Source organism: Micromonospora sicca (assembly GCF_003172935.1).
In the GTDB taxonomy this organism is placed as follows: domain Bacteria; phylum Actinomycetota; class Actinomycetes; order Mycobacteriales; family Micromonosporaceae; genus Micromonospora; species Micromonospora sicca.
Map to the genome: position 1 here is coordinate 1 of NZ_QGKS01000503.1, position 15,265 is coordinate 15,265.

The window sequence follows — 15,265 nt, forward strand, 5'->3', positions numbered from 1 at the left end:
GACCAGCACCGGTAGACCGCGCCGGGGGCCTCCCGGCCGGCCCGGCCGGCCCGCTGGGTGGCCGCCGCCCGGGACACCGGGACGGTCACCAGCGCACCCAGCCCGCGGGCCAGGTCGGTGCGGGCCACCCGGCTCAGCCCGGCGTCCACCACCACCCGGACCCCGGGCACGGTCAGGCTGCTCTCCGCCACCGCGGTGGCCAGCACCACCCGCCGCCTGTCCGTCGGCTGCAGCGCCGCGTCCTGCGCCGCCCCGGGCAGCCGGCCGTGCAGCGGCAGCAGGGCGATCCGGTCCCGCAGGTCGGCCAGCCGGCCCGCGACCGCGGCGATCTCACCGGCGCCGGGCAGGAACACCAGGACGTCGCCGTCCCGCTCGCGCAGCGCCCGCCGGACGGTGGCCGCCACGTGGTCGAGCAGCGCCGGGTCGACCCGGCCCGCGCCCGGCGCGGCCACCGGCCGGGGCGGCGGCGCCCAGACCCGGGTGACCGGGTGCAGCGCGGCCTCCGCCCGGACGACCGGCGCGGGTCGGCCGGCGGCGCCGAGCAGCGCGGCGAACCGGTCGGTCTGCGGGGTGGCCGACATCGCCAGCAGCCACAGGTCGGGGCGGAGCGTGCCACGGGCCTCCACCGCGAAGGCCAGCGCCAGGTCGGCGTCGAGCTGCCGCTCGTGACACTCGTCGAGCAGCACCGCCCCGACCCCGGGCAGCTCCGGGTCGCGGTGCAGGCGGCGGAGCAGCAGGCCGGTGGTGACCACCTCGACCCGGGTGGCCCGTCCGACCCGGCGCTCGCCCCGGACCGCGTACCCGATCCGCTCGCCCACCGGCTCGCCGAGCAGGCCGGCCATCCGGCGGGCGGCGGCCCGGGCGGCGACCCGGCGGGGCTGCGCGATCAGTACCCGGCCGGCGACCTCGTCGGCCACCGCGAGCGGGGCCAGCGTCGTCTTGCCGGTGCCGGGCGGCGCCACCAGCACCGCGTCGCCGGCCGCCCGCAGCGCCCTGAGCAGCGCCGGGAGCACCGGCCGGACCGGCAGGTCGAGGGGTACGTCGGAGAGCACAGTCCCACTCTCGCACCCGGTGCTCAGTCCCGGCGCACCCCGTCCACGCCGGTGACGAAGGCCGCCCAGGCCGTCGGCGGGAAGACCAGTGCCGGCCCGCCGCGGTCCTTGCTGTCCCGCACGGCGATCCGACCGCCCACCGCGGCGACCTCCACGCAGTTGCCGTTGCCACTGCTGCGCGTGCTGGTGCGCCAGTCCGCCCGGGACAGGTCGAGCGCGGTCATTCCCGTACCTCTCGTCTTCCGTCGGCGTGCCGCTTAGCGTCACGCAAAGTTACGAGAAGCCTCCTCCAGGCGGGTCAGCGACGCCGCCGGATCCAGTGCCATCCGGCACAGCTCCTCATGCAGCAGGCTATACCCGTGCACCTGCGCGGCATCCTCCAGAGCGAGCCCCATGGTGAGATTGTCCAGGTAGACCACGGAGGCGTCGGCGGCGTCGGCGAAGCCGAGGATGACGTACGGGGTGCTCATCGCCGGATGCCCGCCGGCACTGAATGGAAGTACGTGAATGGTTACGTTGGGTAACTGAGCGAGTTTCGCCATGTGGCTGAGCTGAGCGGCCATCACGGCCGGGCCGCCGACGGCGCGCAGCAGCACCGCCTCGTTGAGCACCACGGAGAGCCGGACCGGCGACTCGCGGTGCAGCACGTCCTGCCGGTGCAGGCGGGCGGCGACCTTGCGTTCGATGCCGTCCTCGCCCGCGGTGATCCGGTAGATCTCCCGGGCGTACGCCTCGGTCTGCAGCAGCCCCGGCACCGACTCGGCCTCGTACGTCCGCAGGGTGGCCGCCTCGGCCTCCAGTCCGACGTAGAACTCGAACCACTCCGGCAGCACGTCGCTGTAGTTCTGCCACCAGCCGCGCTGCTGCGCCCCCCGGGCGATTTCGATCAGTGCCTCGGCGTCGGAGCCGGTCACCTGGTAGAGGGCGAGCGCGGCGCGGACGTCCCGGGGCTTGATGCCGATCTGCGCGTTCTCGATCCGGGAGAGGTTGCTCTTGGACATGTCGAGCTGGCGGGCCGCGACATCGAGGGTCATCCCCGCGTGCTCGCGCAGTTGGCGAAGTTCCCGAGCGATCCGGCGGCGGCGAACGGTGGGGCTGGCGGTCACCCTCCGAGTCTGTCACGCCAAGATCCGCAGGTCGCGCCCGCACGGAGTGCAACCGTCGAATTCGGGAGTTGCATTGCAATAGTGCAAGGTGCATCCTCTGTCCGGTGTTGATCGTATGTGGACAGGCCGGAGGCTCGTTTGCTCATCGCTGATGAGTTCTTCCTGGTCGCCCACAACGACAGCCGGGGCAAGGCCAAGCTGCATCCGGCGGCGACCGGGCTGGGGCTCGCCGCCGGCCTGCTCGGTGAGCTGGTCCTTTTCGGACGGATCACCGTCTCTGCTGGATTGGTCACGGTGCTGGACCGCCGGCCGCCGGCCGACGCGCTCGCGCACACCGTGCTCGACCAGTTGATCGGGGAACCCCAGCACCAGGCGGTCCGCACCTGGCTCAGCTTCCTGGCCCAGACGGGCGTGAGCTCGGTCGGCGAGCGGCTGGCCCGCGCCGGCGTGCTGCGCCGGCAGGAGAGCCGCCGGCTGCTGCGGACCAGCCTGAGCTACGTCCCGGTCGACCTCAACGCGGCGGCCTGGCCGGCGACCCGGCTGCGGACCCTGCTGGAGCGCCCGGAGCCCCCCTCCGTGCCGGACGCCCTGCTGCTCGGTCTGGTCGCCGCCACCGGGCTGACCCGCGAGGTGCTCTGGAGCGCCGGGCCGCTGGCCCACCACCGGCTGGGCGTCGTCGTCCCGGCGCTGCCGGCGCCGCTGAAGGAACTGGTCGGGCACACCGAGGCCGCCGTCGGGGCCGCGGTGCTGCGCGGCTTCCCCTGACCCACCAACCCCTCATCCCTCCCCTCGAACCGGAGTGGCCCCATGCCCCCTGCAGCCACCGTCGACCGTCCCAGCAACGTCTCCGACTCCCTGGCCCGTGGCCGGCTCGGCGTACCGTCGGTCATCTTCTTCGTCCTCTCCGCCGCCGCCCCGCTGACCGTGGTGGCCGGGGTGGTCACCACCGGGTACGCGGTCACCGGCGTCACCGGCATCCCGCTGGCGTTCCTGGTGGTCGCGGCGGTGCTCGCGCTCTTCTCGGTCGGCTACGTGGCGATGGCCCGCCGGCTGACCAACGCCGGCGCCTTCTACGCGTACGTCGCCCGTGGGCTCGGCCGGCCGGCCGGGGTGGGCGCGGCCTGGGTCGCGCTGATCGCGTACAACGCGCTGCAGGTGGGGCTCTACGGCGCGATCGGCGCCGCGGCCGAGCCGGTGCTCCAGCAGATCTTCGGCGGCTCGCCCGCCTGGTGGGTGGTGGCGCTGGTCGCCTGGGCGCTGGTCGCGATCCTCGGCCTGCTGCGGGTGGACGTGAACGGCATGGTGCTGGCCGTGTTGCTGGTCGCCGAGATCCTGGTCATCCTCGTCTTCGACGTCGCACAGGTCAGCCACCCGGCGGGCGGTTCAGTCAGCTTCGCCACCCTGTCGCCGGACAACCTGCTGGTGCCGGGCGTGGGCGCGATCCTGGTGCTGGCCACCACCGGCTTCACCGGCTTCGAGTCCGCGGTGGTGTTCAGCGAGGAGAGCAAGGACCCGAAGCGGACCGTGCCGATGGCCACCTACCTCTCGGTGGCCATCATCGCCGCGCTGTACGCCTTCTCGGCCTGGACGATGACCGTCGCGACCGGGCCGGCCCGGATCGTCGACGCGTCCCGCGAGCAGAGCACGGCGCTCATCTTCAACCTCGCCGGGGCGCACCTCGGCGACACCGCGGTGACGATCGGCCAGGCGCTCTTCCTCACCTCGCTGCTGGCGGCGATGATCTCGTTCCACAACACCACCGCCCGGTACGCCTTCGCGCTCGGCCGGGAGCGGGTGCTGCCGGCGCTGTTCGGGCAGACCTCGCCGCGCACCGGCGCGCCGCGGGTCGCCTCGCTGGCGCAGAGCCTGCTGGGGCTGGTCGTGATCGTGCTCTACGCGGTCGCCGGCTGGGACCCGCTGGTGCAGTTGTTCTTCTGGGGCGGCACCGGCGGCGGGTTCGGCGTGCTGCTGCTGATCGCCACCACCTCGGTCGCGGTGATCGCCTTCTTCGCCCGGACGCGGACGGGGGAGACCCTGTGGCGGCGGGCGATCGCCCCCGGCCTCGCCGCGATCGCCCTCACCGCCGTCATCGTGGTCGCGGTGGACAACTTCGCGATCCTGCTCGGCGTCGCCCCGGACTCGCCGCTGCGCTGGGCGATCCCGGCGGTCTACCCGGTCGCGGCGCTGCTCGGGCTGCTCTGGGGACTGGTGCTGCGCGGCAGCCGGCCGGACGTGTACGCCCGGATCGGGCTGGGCGCGGAGAGCGCGGTCGCCGAGGCGCCGCTGGTCACCCCCGAGCCGGCGCCGGCCGGTGTGGAGGCGGCCCGGTGACCGAGGCGCCCATCGAGCGGTTGGGGCCGGCGGAGACCCGGGGGGTCGCGGAGCGGATCGCCGAGGCGTTCCGGCACCTGGACGTCACCCGCTGGCTGGTGCCGGACGAGGCGAAGCGGGAGGCGGTGCTCGCCGACAACTTCGAGATCCTGGTCGACCACGCGATGCGGCACGGCATCGTGCACGGCACCGCGGACCGGTCGGCGGTGGCGGTCTGGTTCCCGCAGGCCGGCGAGCCGGCCCCGCCACCCGTCGACTACGACGCCCGGCTGGCCGCCGCCTGCGGCGAGTGGACGCCCCGGTTCCAGCACCTCGACGAGCTGTTCGAGGCGAACCACCCGCACGCCGACCACCATCACCTGGCGTTCCTGGCGGTGGAGGCGCGGCTGCAGGGGCGGGGGCTGGGCAGCGCGCTGCTGCGGCACCACCACGCCGTGCTCGACGCCGAAGGGGTGCCCGGGTACCTGGAGGCCAGCAGCGAGCGCAGCCGCGACCTGTACGCCCGGCACGGCTACCGGGCCGCCGAGCCGTTCCGACTGCCCGACGGGTCGGCGTTCCATCCGATGTGGCGCGACCCGCGCGGCTGACCGGCGCGCGACGACCCCCTGAGTCGACGGGCGGCGGTGGCGCGACACCTGCCCACCGCCGCCGGCGGCCGGGTGCTCGACCTCGGGGCGGGCACGGACGCTGCGCCGCGGCGCGCCGGTGCGGCGGATGCGCGCGGCGGCGGCGCGGACGCCGGACGCGCCGGTGGTCGACCCGATGGACCTGGTGGTGCTGTGCTGAGCGCGCGGAAAGGCCCGGCCGGCGAACCGCCGACCGGGCCTGTGGACGCGACGATGGCCGGGCCCGCCGACCCGGCCATCGTCTCCACCCCCTAGTACGTTCCGTCGAGCTGCCCGCGCAGCTTCGTCAGCGCCCGGGCCAGCAGCCGGGACACGTGCATCTGCGAGACGCCGATCTGCTCGGCGATCTGCGACTGGGTCAGGTTGCCGTAGAAGCGCAGCGTGAGGATCTTCTGCTCGCGCTCGTCGAGGGTGGCGAGCGCCGGGCCCAGCGCGACGCGCAGCTCGGCCAGCTCGAACTCGCCGTCCTCGCCGCCGAGCATGTCGCCCAGCTCGGTGGCCCGGTCGCCGTCGCCGGTCGGGGTGGACAGCGACACGGCGTTGTAGGCGCGGGCGCCCTCCAGGCCCTCCAGGACCTCTTCCTCGGTCAGCTTGAGGTGGGCGGCGATGTCGGCGACCGTCGGCGAGCGGCCGAGGGTCTGCAGCAGGCAGCTGTTGGCGTCGGAGATGGCCAGGCGCAGCTCCTGGAGGCGACGCGGCACCCGGATGTCCCAGGTGCGGTCGCGGAAGTGCCGCTTCAGCTCGCCGATGATGGTGGGGATGGCGTAACCGGCGAAGTCGACGCCCCGGGACGGGTCGAACTTGTCGATCGCCTTGATCAGGCCGACGGCGGCGGTCTGCGCCAGGTCGTCGGTGGGCTCGCCCCGGCCGCTGTAACGGTGGGCGAGGTGGTTGGCGAGCGGCAGCCAGGCCTCGATCGCCTTGTCGCGCAGCGCGGCACGCGACGGGTGGTTGGCGGGCAGCGCGGCCATCGCGTTGAGCAGATCCGCGGCGCTGTCGGTGAGTGCGCGCGGGTCGAGCTTCTCGGTGGTGGACGGCGGTGTGGTCGCCTGCTCGCTGATCGTTGGCGCGGTCATGGGTGGTCCTCCCTGCACCTCGTCCGCGGATAAGAGACGTGACGCTTTGGTTTAGCTTCAAGTGGGCCGTTCGGGACTCACCTTAGCCTGATCGGCTCTGCGAAATCTAGCCGAAAGTATGATGTGCTTAAGCGATTTTCGGTCATGAAAGCCCTAAAAAGGGCAAAGCTCGAGGGGCTTGTGATCACGGTTACCGGGCCGCCTGCCCGACCGGTCGTCGCCGGACGCCCCCCGGGCCGCTGACCGCTCGGCCCATCGCCCGCGCCGACCGTCAAGGAAGAACACGACAAACGGTTCGCACTGTCGGCTATCCGTCGTTGTCCCGTCTGCGGGACCACCCGTAGCGTCCCTGTGTACACGTCTACGGAGGCAACGTGCTGGATCCCGCCGCTCCGCAACTCGTCGTCAACGCCCGGGTGCTGCTCTTCAGCTGGCAGCCGGCGGACCCCGACGCGGTCGCGGCGATCCTCCCGGCCGGGCTGCTGCCCTGCCCGGACCGGCAGGTCTTCCTCTGCCAGTACGTCGTGGACGACGACTGTCAGACCTCCGGCTTCGGGGCCTACTCGCTGACCTACCTGGGGATCTCGTTGGTGGGGATGGACCCGCCGGACGGCGACGGTCCCGGCGGCTGGTGGAGCCACTACTTCGCCTCCAGCCCCCGGGTCCGCGAGTACGCCGCCGCCCGGGGCGTCCCGGCGCAGGCCGGGCAGACCACCGTCGAGGTGCGGGGCGACCGGCTCACGACGGAGACCCGCGCCGACGGGCGGCCCATCATCCGGACCGTGGCCCGGGTCGGCCAGACCAGCCACCGCGTGTGCAGCGGCCACCACCGGTACCTGACCGGGCGGGACGGGGAGCTGACCAGCGCCGACTACCCGTACGTGGCCGAGCCGGTCACCCCGTTCGAGATCGAGTCGGTGGAGTTCCTCGCCCCCGAGCACCCGGTCTATCCGCTCCGCCCGGCGAACCCGCTCAACATCTGCTGGGGCTTCTACTCCCCACGGGTGTCGTTCGCGTACCCGGCCGGGCCGAACGCGCTCGACGAGCCACCGGCCGCCGAGCCGGTTCACCAGGCGCCGGCCCGCCGGGCCCGCAGCGGCCTGCCGTCCGGGTCGTAGACCAGCCGGTACGCGGGCAGCGCCCAGAACCGGGTGTGCCAGGGCAGCCGCTCCGGCCGGTGCGGGCGCAGCCGGCCCGGCGGGCGGGGACCGACCCGGCCCCCGTCGTGCCAGCGTTGCAGCGCGTCCGCCGCGTCGATGATCGCCCGCACCGCAGCGGCCGGGTCGAGCAGGTCGTGGTCCTCGCCACCGTCCGGGTCCCGGTCCAGGTGCTCCCGCCACAGCCGCAGCCGCAGGTCCCGGGCGAAGACCCGGGCGCCGTCGCCGAGGCCGGCCGGGTCGGTGGGCGCCCGCTCGTCCCGGGTATCGTCCAGCACGGCGCAGGACAGCTCGCTGTCGTGCGTCCAGGAGCGGCGGTTGAAGTTGTCGCTGCCGACGCTGGCCCAGACGTCGTCGACCACGCAGACCTTGGCGTGCACGTAGACCGGGGTGCCCTCGTGGTTCTCCAGGTCGAAGACGTGCACCCGGTCCGGCGCCGCCTTCTGGCAGAGCGAGAGCGCCTGCTCCCGGCCCACCATGTTCGGCGGCAGCGCGAGCCGGCCGTCCACGTCCGGGTGGCGTGGCACGACGGCGACCAGGTGCAGGTCGGGCTGCTCCCGCAGCGCCGTGGCGAAGAGGTCCGCGACCTCGGTCGACCAGAGGTACTGGTCCTCCAGGTAGATCAGCCGCCGGGCCCGGCGTACCGCCTTGGTGTAGCCGCGGGCCACCGTCCGCTCGCCGTCCGGGGCGAACGAGTACCGCGGTCGTACCGCCGGGTAGGTGCGCAGCACCTGGATCTGGTGCGGTCCGCACGGCGGCGGATCGGCGGGCTGGTCCGGCAGCGGGTCGGGGCTCAGGTCGGAGCCGCGCAGCCGGTCCCGCAGGTAGGCCAGCGGGTTCTCCGAGTCCAGCGGCATCGGGTCGATCCACCGCTCGCGGAAGGTCGTGTCCAGCGCGCTGACCACCGGGCCTCGCACCGCGAGCTGGACGTCGTGCCAGGGCGGGTGGTCGCCGTACCTGGGGGACATGCGGACGGCCTGCGGGTCGCCCCGGTGCGTGGCGTCGTCCCGCCGGCTGTGGCACAGGTCGATCCCGCCCGCGAAGGCGATGTCCCGCTCCGGGTCGTCCGGGTGGCGCAGCACCACGAGCTTCTGGTGGTGTGAGCCGCCGCGCCGGACCCGCTGGTCCAGCAGCACCTCGCCGCCGGCCGCGCAGATCGCCTCGCTGAGGTCGCGGTTCTCCGCCTCGCTGTAGGAGAGCGCGTCGAGGTGGGACCGCCAGATCAGACCCTTGACCACCACGCCGCGCTGGGCGGCCTGCGCGAAGAGCTGCGCCACGGTCGGGCCGTCCGGGCGCATCCGCTGATCCGGGTCGCCCCGCCAGTCGGTGAAGAAGAGATGGTCACCGGCCTTCAGCGCCGCCACCTCGTCGACCAGCCGGTCGAAGTACGCGGCGCCGTGAATCAACGGCTCGGCGAGGTTTCCCGTCGTCCAGACGGGTAACTCAGAGCCCGGGTTGGCACGTTCCTGCGCGGTGAGGAACCAGTCCTGCAGCGCCACGTTCCAGCCTCCCGAGGTCGACAACCGTCCTCACGGTAGGACCCCCACGGCGGGTACGCACGCCGGCCGCAGGTCGACGCCCCTCGTGGTGGCCGCCGCACCCCTAGACGCGACAACCCAGGAGGCCCGAGCATGCTCGCCGAGACGACGAACGCCGTGACCGAGTACCGCGAGCCGGCGGTCGAGAGCGAACGCGGCGCGGTGGTGGCGGTCTTGCTGATGGTGATCCTCGGGGTGGCCGGCATCTTCGCGGTGTCCTGACCGCCGGGCGGGCGCCCCGGACGAACCGGGACGCCCACCTCGTACGGGGGGATCAGGGACGCGGGCCCTGGCCGCCGGTGTGCGGCAGGCGCGTCGCCGGGACCACGCCGAGCTTGCCGGCCTGGAAGTCCTCGAACGCCTGGATCAGCTCGTCCCGGGTGTTCATCACGAACGGGCCGTAGTGCGCCACCGGCTCCCGGATGGGCTGGCCGCCCATGATGTAGAGCTCCAGGGCCGGGGTGTTGCCGTCCTGCTTCGCGTCCGCGGTCACCCGCAGCGCGTCGCCGGCGCCGTGCACCGCGAGCTGCCCGGTGTGGATCGGCCGCCGGTCGGTGCCCACGGTGCCGCGGCCCGCCAGCACGTAGACCAGCGCGTTGAAGTCGGGCCGCCAGGGCAGGCTCAGCTCCGCCCCCGGCTGCACCGTCACGTGGGTGATGGTGATCGGGGTGTGGGTGGAGCCCGGCCCGCGGTGCCCGGCGACCTCGCCGGCGATCACCCGGATCAGCGCGCCGCCGTCCGGCGTGGTGAGCAGCGCCGACTCCTTGCCGCGGATGTCCTGGTAGCGCGGCGGGTTCATCTTGGCCGCCTTCGGCAGGTTGACCCAGAGCTGGAGGCCGTGGAACAGGCCGCCGCTCGTCACCAGGTGCTCCGGCGGCGCCTCGATGTGCAACAGGCCACTGCCGGCCGTCATCCACTGGGTGTCGCCGTCGGTGATGGTGCCGCCGCCGCCCTGCGAGTCCTGGTGGTCCATGATCCCGTCGATCATGTAGGTCACCGTCTCGAAGCCGCGGTGCGGGTGCCACGGCGTGCCCTTCGGCTCGCCCGGCGCGTAGTCCACCTCGCCCATCTGGTCGAGGTGGATGAACGGGTCCAGCTCGGTCAGCGGCACCCCGGCGAAGGCCCGGCGAACCGGGAAGCCCTCGCCCTCGAAGCCGCTCGGCGCGGTGGTGAGCCGGCGGACCGGCCGGAAGCTGGTGGACTCGTCGAGCCGGGGCAGGCGGGGCAGGACGAGGACGTCGTCGACGGTGATGGCGGGCATCGCGGGCTCCTTAGTTGTCGGCCGGGGTGGACGACGCGTCGCGGGCGGCGCGCAGGCGCCGGCCGAGCCGCTCGAAGACCCGGGTGAGGCAGGCGACCTCGGCGTCGTCGAGGTCGTCCATCAGGTGGGTGCGCACCGACGCCAGGTGGTGCGGCGCGGCGTCGCGGAGGGTGAGAAGTCCGGCGGCGGTGAGCACGGCCTCGCTGCCCCGGCGGTCCTCCGGGCAGGACTCCTTGGCGACCAGACCGCGCTTCTGCATGGAGGAGATCTGGTACGTCAGCCGGCTGGGGGAGAAGACCAGCCGGCCGGCCAGCTCGCCCATCCGCAGTCGTTGCCCCGGCGCCTCGGAGAGCAGGACCAGCACGTGGTAGTCGGCGAAGCTCAGCTCGCTGTCCGCGCGCAGGTCCTCCTCGAGCTGGGTGAACAACCGCTGGCTCGACTCGATGTACGCGCGCCAGCAGGCCAGCCGCTCGGGGTTCAGGCTCTCGGTCACAGCTAGGACGATAGCACTACTTCAAATTTAAACAAGTGCCGTCCGTCACAGGCTGAGCCCGGCCGAGAGGGAGCCTGGCGAGAGCCACCGTTGCAATTTGAACGAAAGCGGCGGAGGGGAGGGGAGGGGACGGGCACCCGGCCCGGCGGCATCGCCTCGGCGGCCGTCACCGCCCTCACCACCTGGGCGTTCGCCCAGCTCCCGCTGCACCGGATCGAGCTGTGCCACGCGGTGGCCAACCGGGCCTCCTGCCGGGTCGCCGTCCGGGCCGGCTACCCGGCCGAGGGCACCCTGCGGGAGTCCTACCGGTACGGGGACGGCCGGCGGTACGACGAGCACCCGCACGCCCGGTTGGCCACCGACGGCTGACGCCACCGCACTAGTGTTCGAGGCGTGGATGACCTCGAACTGCTCGACTGGAGGGAACGGGTGGCCCGGCTGTACCTCTCCGACCTCGACCTGACCGGGTTCCGGGCGGAGCGGGACGAGCTGTTCCGCCGGCACCCGCAGAGCCCGCTGCCAGTCGAGGACCGGGCCGGCTTCACCGGGCTGCGCTACCACCCGCCGAACCCGGACGCCGTGGTGGAGGCGCCGCTGCGCCCCGCCTCGGGCACCGAGAGCATCGACACCGGCGGGCCGGACGGGGTGGTGCGCTACCGGCGGGTCGCCATCGCGGACACGCCGTGGGGGCCGCTGACCCTGTGGTGGATCGAGGCGTACGGCGGCGGGCTGTTCGTGCCGCTGCGCGACGGGACCTGCGGCACCGCGGCGTACGGCGGCGGCCGGTACCTCACCGACACCGTCAAGGGCACCTTCGGCCGGGGGCTGACCGTGCTGCCGGGCGGGCGGGTCCGGCTCGACGCCAACTACCTCTACAACCCCTCGTGCGCAATCAATAGTTCGTACGCCTGCCCGTTGGCTCCGCCGGAAAACCGGGTTGACGTGCCGATCCGGGCCGGTGAGCTGGACTACCCACGGCGGGACGGTTGACGTAGCCCGAGGGTGTCCCGTTGCGTCACCGTTGTTGAACCCCATACGCTGCCGCCATGTCCCTGCATGCGCGCACCGTGGGTGTCGTCCGGCTGTCCCGTCACAGCAACCGGGCGGATGACCCGTCTACGTCCCCGGAGCGGCAGCGGAAGGTCATCCAGGGTGACCCGAGCCTCACGATCATCGGATGGGCTACCGATCTCGGGGTGTCGGCGGCCAAGATTCCGCCGTGGGATCGGCCGGACCTGGGGCAGTGGCTACGCCGGCCGGAAGACTGGGACACCCTGGCGTTCTGGAAGCTTGACCGGCTGGTGCGTTCCGTTGGCGATTTCGCGGAAATGATCAAATGGTCGCAAGGGCAGCCCAACAGCACCGGGCTACCGCCCGTTGATCGGCCGAAAAACCTTGTGAGCATCGCTGACAAAATCGACCTGAGCACCCCCACGGGTAAGGCCATGGCTCAGATTACGGCCGTGTTCGCTGAGCTGGAAGCGGCCATTATCAAGGAGCGTGTAAACGCGGCCCGTACTGAGATGTACGCGGAAAAGCGTTGGCCCGGTGGCAGGTACCCTTTCGGCTACCGGCCCGCCCGGCTGGAAACCGGCGGCTGGAAGTTGGAGATTGACCCGGAGGCTCACGCGATCGTCAACGAGCTTGTTAACCGGGTGATTGCCGGTGAGCCGGCTTTCGCCGTCCAGCTTGATTTGCAGAGTCGGGGGGTGCCGACCCCCAAGGGCGGCAAAACTTGGGGGAACGTCAACGTAAGCCAGATGCTCCGGTCCCGGGCCCTGTTGGGTGAGGCTACTTACAAGGCGATCACGTCCGGGGATGGTGTGCCGATTGACCCGGTGCGCGCTGAGCCGCTGATCACGTTTGAGCAGTGGAACGCGCTACAGGAAGTGCTGTCCCGGGCCGGAAAGCGGGAACGGGTGACCGGGGCCAGCATGCTGCTGGACGTGGCATTCTGTGCTTTCTGCGGTTCCCCGATGTACCGCCGCCACATGGGGGCGAGCACCGTCAAGGGACGTGTCCGCAAGGCTTACATGTATTACGGCTGTGGGGGCCGCTGGTCCCGGCGCGTCCCGGACTGTGAGGCCAAGTCGGCCGTGCGGGGGGACAAGCTGCACCCCATCGTTGAGCGGCTGCTGCTGGCCGAAATCGGCCACCTTGAGATCATGCGAACCATCAAGGTTGCCGGGGTGTCTCACGCGGCGGAGATTCGCGAGCTTGAGACGGCCCTTGATGACCTGTTGGCCCGTAGCACGGGCAAGGGGGAAGCCGTGGCCCGGGTGTACGCCAAGCGGATTGAGGCGGTAGAGGGCAAGCTAGCCGCCCTGGCGGCCATCCCCGAGCGTGCCCCGTCCGTCCGTGAGGTTGGTACCGGGGTCACGTACGCGGACCGTTGGGCGGCTGCCAATGAGCAGGAGCGGCACCAGCTACTCAAGGAAGCCGGCATCCGGGTTGAGGTTGCGGCGAACCAGGGTGGCCCGGTGAGGTTCGGCCTGTTCGACCGGCCGGAGGGTTACGAGGCGGTGGTTGCCCTCACCGTTGAGGATGGCGCGCAAGTGGCGGTGTACCTGCCCCACGACCTGGCGGAGCGTGCCACCGGGCAGGCGGTCCCGATGACGTTGACGACCAGGCCGCTACCGCCTTTCGTAGCCCCGTAGAACGGCCGTAGACGGCCGATAACCCCGGTGGGTACTCAGGTACCCCCGGGGTTCTTTCTTGTCTTAAAGAGGCTTGCAGAGGGCCCGTTTACACGGTGCGACCAGGGGCCCGCGCGGGTGTGTGATCCGGGGTGTTGGGCCGTGGGATGCTGTCTGCCCGGCGGTAAGCCGGGAAACGTGACACCCGCGCTTATGCTCGACCAGCACCCCGGCCGGGGCCGTTGCACCAGCCCCCACAATTGACTCACCAGGGCCCCTGTTGGGGCCCGATAAGATGCTCACGTAACCCCGGACACGGGAACCAGCCACGTTGTTTACACGGGCCCATCATTGGGCCCGTTCTTTGTATCTCGGCACGCATGCCGTTTACACGCATTCCGTCTTTGGGAAGGAGTCTGCCCTTATGAACATGGAAAGGTGCATCACTTGGGAGGGCCAAACCATCTGTGCCCCGGAGGGGCTGAGCGTTGAGGAATGGGCTGACGCTGCCTCCGATGATCCGGCCATGAGTGAGGCTGACGTTATCGGCATTTGGGAGATAGCCGGGGCGTTTGCTGCTGCGGGTATTGAATGACGGCCCCAACGTGCCCGCACGGCCTCAAGACGCTTTCCCCGGACGGCGCGGTTTGGACCTGCTCTGACCCCGTGTGGCCGTGCCAGCCCGAGCAGGCGGAGCCCTGTCGCCCTGATCCCCGGGGGAACCTCCACCGGGGCCGCCCCGAGGGTTACGCGGGCAACGGGACCAGGGCGACGCGGGCAGCCACCGGGAAGCCGGGACGGACCATTCCACGGCCCGTGAATGACTACCGGCGGACCATCCGCAACTGCCCGGACGTTACGGGTTCCAACCTCGCCGTTGCCCTGCTGATGGCTGAGTATGCGGATTACGACACGGGGATGCAGTGCTTCCCGTCGCAAAAGAGGATTGCGGCGGAGATTGGGTTTAGGTCCGCCCGGCAGGTACGAACCATCCAACAGTGGCTTGAGGTTGTGGGCTGGTTGCACTTCACCGGGGAACGGGTGGAGTCGGACGGGGACCACCAGGGCAACAAAATCTGGTGGCTAACGATCCCGGAGTGTCCTCACCGCCACGACGGTTCGGCCCTGCCCGTGGTCAAGGATTGACCTACCGGAAGTCCTGTTCCGGTTACCTATCATGGTTTACCCATCAGGGTAAACCAATCAGGGACTACCTATCAGGGTTCTAACTAACGGGCCCCTTAAGGGGGCCCTTTGCCGGGGTGGAGTGAAACGACACCAACGGACTAACAAACCTTCCGCAAACCACCACGGCTAACACTAAGAGAGTGTTTCGCGTTGATCTTGATAAGGAGGTGGAAGCAATCAGCTTCTCCACCTGTACCACCTGCAAGCGGTTAGTTCCGCTTGGGCAATCCCGGTGTGCTGAGCACCCACGTAAGCCGTTCGCTGGTGCCAGCCGCACCAGCACTGACCGCCACGGAAGGTCACACCCTGCGGTGTGGTACAGCACCAAGGCACGCAAGATGAAAGCCGCTTTCCTGGCGGCTAACCCCAAGTGTCATGAGTGCAAGGCACCAGCTACCCACGTTGACCACCGGGTGCCAGTCAGCACCCGCCCTGATCTGCTGATGGAAGTAAGCAACTGGCAACCTCACTGTGCCACCTGCTCCGCCAAGCAAGGCGGCAGGATTGGGGCCCAACGGGCAGCCTCTAGACGGCCTTCTAAGGGCCGATAAGGCAGCACCCTTAGTTCTCGGGGGTACGCCCACGGCCCCATCGGGCCGCACAGGGCATCTCAGGCCGGTTGCGCCCCATGGGGGCGGGGTCAGAACTTTCCCGCAACACTTCTGAATTCCCACTGTCTTAGGCCCGTTTTTGTGCGCGTGACTTCGTGACCATTCCCGGTCACGTTTACATGAAACCGCGGCTTGACCTGCGGAAACGCACGAACCAGCGTGACAAACACCGTGACCATTCCGTGACATT

General features: G+C 71.1%; 16 protein-coding genes. 9 read left to right on the top strand and 7 right to left on the bottom strand.

All coding sequences use genetic code 11. The features are described 5' to 3' along the window. From DKT69_RS36260 to DKT69_RS36270, 3 genes are all read right to left on the bottom strand, one after another. A partial coding sequence (locus DKT69_RS36260) for a helicase-related protein (RefSeq protein WP_255420266.1) occupies nucleotides 1–1,052 on the bottom strand: 1,052 nt, incomplete at its 3' end. 23 nt (nucleotides 1,053–1,075) lie between these two features. Further along, nucleotides 1,076–1,276, bottom strand: coding sequence for a DUF397 domain-containing protein (locus DKT69_RS36265; protein ID WP_109805861.1), 201 nt, complete (start codon nucleotides 1,274–1,276; stop codon nucleotides 1,076–1,078). A gap of 39 nt (nucleotides 1,277–1,315) precedes the next feature. After that, entirely contained in the window at nucleotides 1,316–2,158 is an 843-nt protein-coding gene (locus tag DKT69_RS36270; protein WP_109805862.1) for a helix-turn-helix domain-containing protein, read from the bottom strand. A 138-nt stretch (nucleotides 2,159–2,296) separates the two neighbouring features. On the opposite strand from DKT69_RS36270, the gene DKT69_RS36275 reads away from it, so the two are divergent. Genes DKT69_RS36275 through DKT69_RS36285 form a run of 3 tightly spaced genes read left to right on the top strand, consistent with a single transcriptional unit; the run spans nucleotide 2,297 to nucleotide 5,076 of the window. Further along, nucleotides 2,297–2,923: a GOLPH3/VPS74 family protein gene (locus DKT69_RS36275; RefSeq protein WP_109805863.1), complete on the top strand. Its 627-nt coding sequence runs from the start codon at nucleotides 2,297–2,299 to the stop codon at nucleotides 2,921–2,923. Between the two features lie 42 nt (nucleotides 2,924–2,965). After that, the gene (locus DKT69_RS36280; RefSeq protein ID WP_109805864.1) at nucleotides 2,966–4,489 is read left to right on the top strand and encodes an APC family permease; all 1,524 of its coding nucleotides are present in this window, start codon (nucleotides 2,966–2,968) and stop codon (nucleotides 4,487–4,489) included. After that, nucleotides 4,486–5,076, top strand: coding sequence for a GNAT family N-acetyltransferase (locus DKT69_RS36285; RefSeq protein WP_109805865.1), 591 nt, complete (start codon nucleotides 4,486–4,488; stop codon nucleotides 5,074–5,076). Before DKT69_RS36280 ends, DKT69_RS36285 begins: the two co-directional genes overlap by 4 nt. 290 nt (nucleotides 5,077–5,366) lie before the next feature. Here the strand turns inward: DKT69_RS36285 and DKT69_RS36290 are convergent, their stop codons facing one another. Further along, on the bottom strand, nucleotides 5,367–6,191 hold the full coding sequence (locus tag DKT69_RS36290; RefSeq protein WP_109805866.1) for a SigB/SigF/SigG family RNA polymerase sigma factor: 825 nt from the start codon (nucleotides 6,189–6,191) through the stop codon (nucleotides 5,367–5,369). Between the two features lie 374 nt (nucleotides 6,192–6,565). Between DKT69_RS36290 and DKT69_RS36295 the strand changes: the two genes are divergently transcribed. Further along, nucleotides 6,566–7,309 carry a hypothetical protein gene (locus DKT69_RS36295; protein ID WP_109805867.1) on the top strand — a complete coding sequence of 248 codons (744 nt, stop codon included), beginning with the start codon at nucleotides 6,566–6,568 and terminating at the stop codon, nucleotides 7,307–7,309. Here the strand turns inward: DKT69_RS36295 and DKT69_RS36300 are convergent. Continuing rightward, nucleotides 7,258–8,847, bottom strand: coding sequence for a phospholipase D family protein (locus DKT69_RS36300; protein ID WP_109805868.1), 1,590 nt, complete (start codon nucleotides 8,845–8,847; stop codon nucleotides 7,258–7,260). The two genes, DKT69_RS36295 and DKT69_RS36300, sit on opposite strands and share 52 nt — an antisense overlap. A 132-nt stretch (nucleotides 8,848–8,979) precedes the next feature. Here DKT69_RS36300 and DKT69_RS40795 point away from each other — a divergent pair, with 132 nt between their 5' ends. Continuing rightward, nucleotides 8,980–9,108: a hypothetical protein gene (locus DKT69_RS40795; RefSeq protein WP_255420267.1), complete on the top strand. Its 129-nt coding sequence runs from the start codon at nucleotides 8,980–8,982 to the stop codon at nucleotides 9,106–9,108. Nucleotides 9,109–9,160: 52 nt separating this feature from the next. On the opposite strand, the gene DKT69_RS36305 is transcribed toward DKT69_RS40795, so the two are convergent. Both DKT69_RS36305 and DKT69_RS36310 read right to left on the bottom strand, forming a co-directional pair. After that, nucleotides 9,161–10,147, bottom strand: coding sequence for a pirin family protein (locus tag DKT69_RS36305; protein WP_109805869.1), 987 nt, complete (start codon nucleotides 10,145–10,147; stop codon nucleotides 9,161–9,163). Between the two features lie 10 nt (nucleotides 10,148–10,157). Further along, nucleotides 10,158–10,640: a MarR family winged helix-turn-helix transcriptional regulator gene (locus DKT69_RS36310; protein WP_109805870.1), complete on the bottom strand. Its 483-nt coding sequence runs from the start codon at nucleotides 10,638–10,640 to the stop codon at nucleotides 10,158–10,160. A 90-nt stretch (nucleotides 10,641–10,730) separates the two neighbouring features. On the opposite strand from DKT69_RS36310, the gene DKT69_RS36315 reads away from it, so the two are divergent. The 4 genes from DKT69_RS36315 to DKT69_RS36330 all read left to right on the top strand — a co-directional run bounded on the left by DKT69_RS36315 (nucleotide 10,731) and on the right by DKT69_RS36330 (nucleotide 14,422). Next, nucleotides 10,731–11,009 (top strand): GNAT family N-acetyltransferase, encoded by a 279-nt coding sequence (locus DKT69_RS36315; protein WP_109805871.1) that lies wholly within the window; start codon nucleotides 10,731–10,733, stop codon nucleotides 11,007–11,009. A gap of 24 nt (nucleotides 11,010–11,033) precedes the next feature. Next, a complete protein-coding gene (locus tag DKT69_RS36320; RefSeq protein WP_109805872.1) occupies nucleotides 11,034–11,630 on the top strand; it encodes a DUF1684 domain-containing protein in 597 nt (198 codons plus the stop codon). Nucleotides 11,631–11,686: 56 nt separating this feature from the next. Further along, complete coding sequence (locus DKT69_RS36325) at nucleotides 11,687–13,297, top strand: recombinase family protein (protein ID WP_109805873.1); 1,611 nt, start codon at nucleotides 11,687–11,689, stop codon at nucleotides 13,295–13,297. 795 nt (nucleotides 13,298–14,092) lie between these two features. Beyond that, nucleotides 14,093–14,422, top strand: coding sequence for a helix-turn-helix domain-containing protein (locus DKT69_RS36330; RefSeq protein ID WP_109805874.1), 330 nt, complete (start codon nucleotides 14,093–14,095; stop codon nucleotides 14,420–14,422). The last annotated feature ends 843 nt before the right edge of the window (nucleotides 14,423–15,265 follow it).

Coding starts and splice junctions, on each gene's coding strand:
- DKT69_RS36265 (WP_109805861.1), bottom strand. CDS start 1,276: ATGACCGCGCTCGACCTGTCCCGGGCGGACTGGCGCACCAGCACGCGC.
- DKT69_RS36290 (WP_109805866.1), bottom strand. CDS start 6,191: ATGACCGCGCCAACGATCAGCGAGCAGGCGACCACACCGCCGTCCACC.
- DKT69_RS36280 (WP_109805864.1), top strand. CDS start 2,966: ATGCCCCCTGCAGCCACCGTCGACCGTCCCAGCAACGTCTCCGACTCC.
- DKT69_RS40795 (WP_255420267.1), top strand. CDS start 8,980: ATGCTCGCCGAGACGACGAACGCCGTGACCGAGTACCGCGAGCCGGCG.
- DKT69_RS36325 (WP_109805873.1), top strand. CDS start 11,687: ATGTCCCTGCATGCGCGCACCGTGGGTGTCGTCCGGCTGTCCCGTCAC.
- DKT69_RS36305 (WP_109805869.1), bottom strand. CDS start 10,147: ATGCCCGCCATCACCGTCGACGACGTCCTCGTCCTGCCCCGCCTGCCC.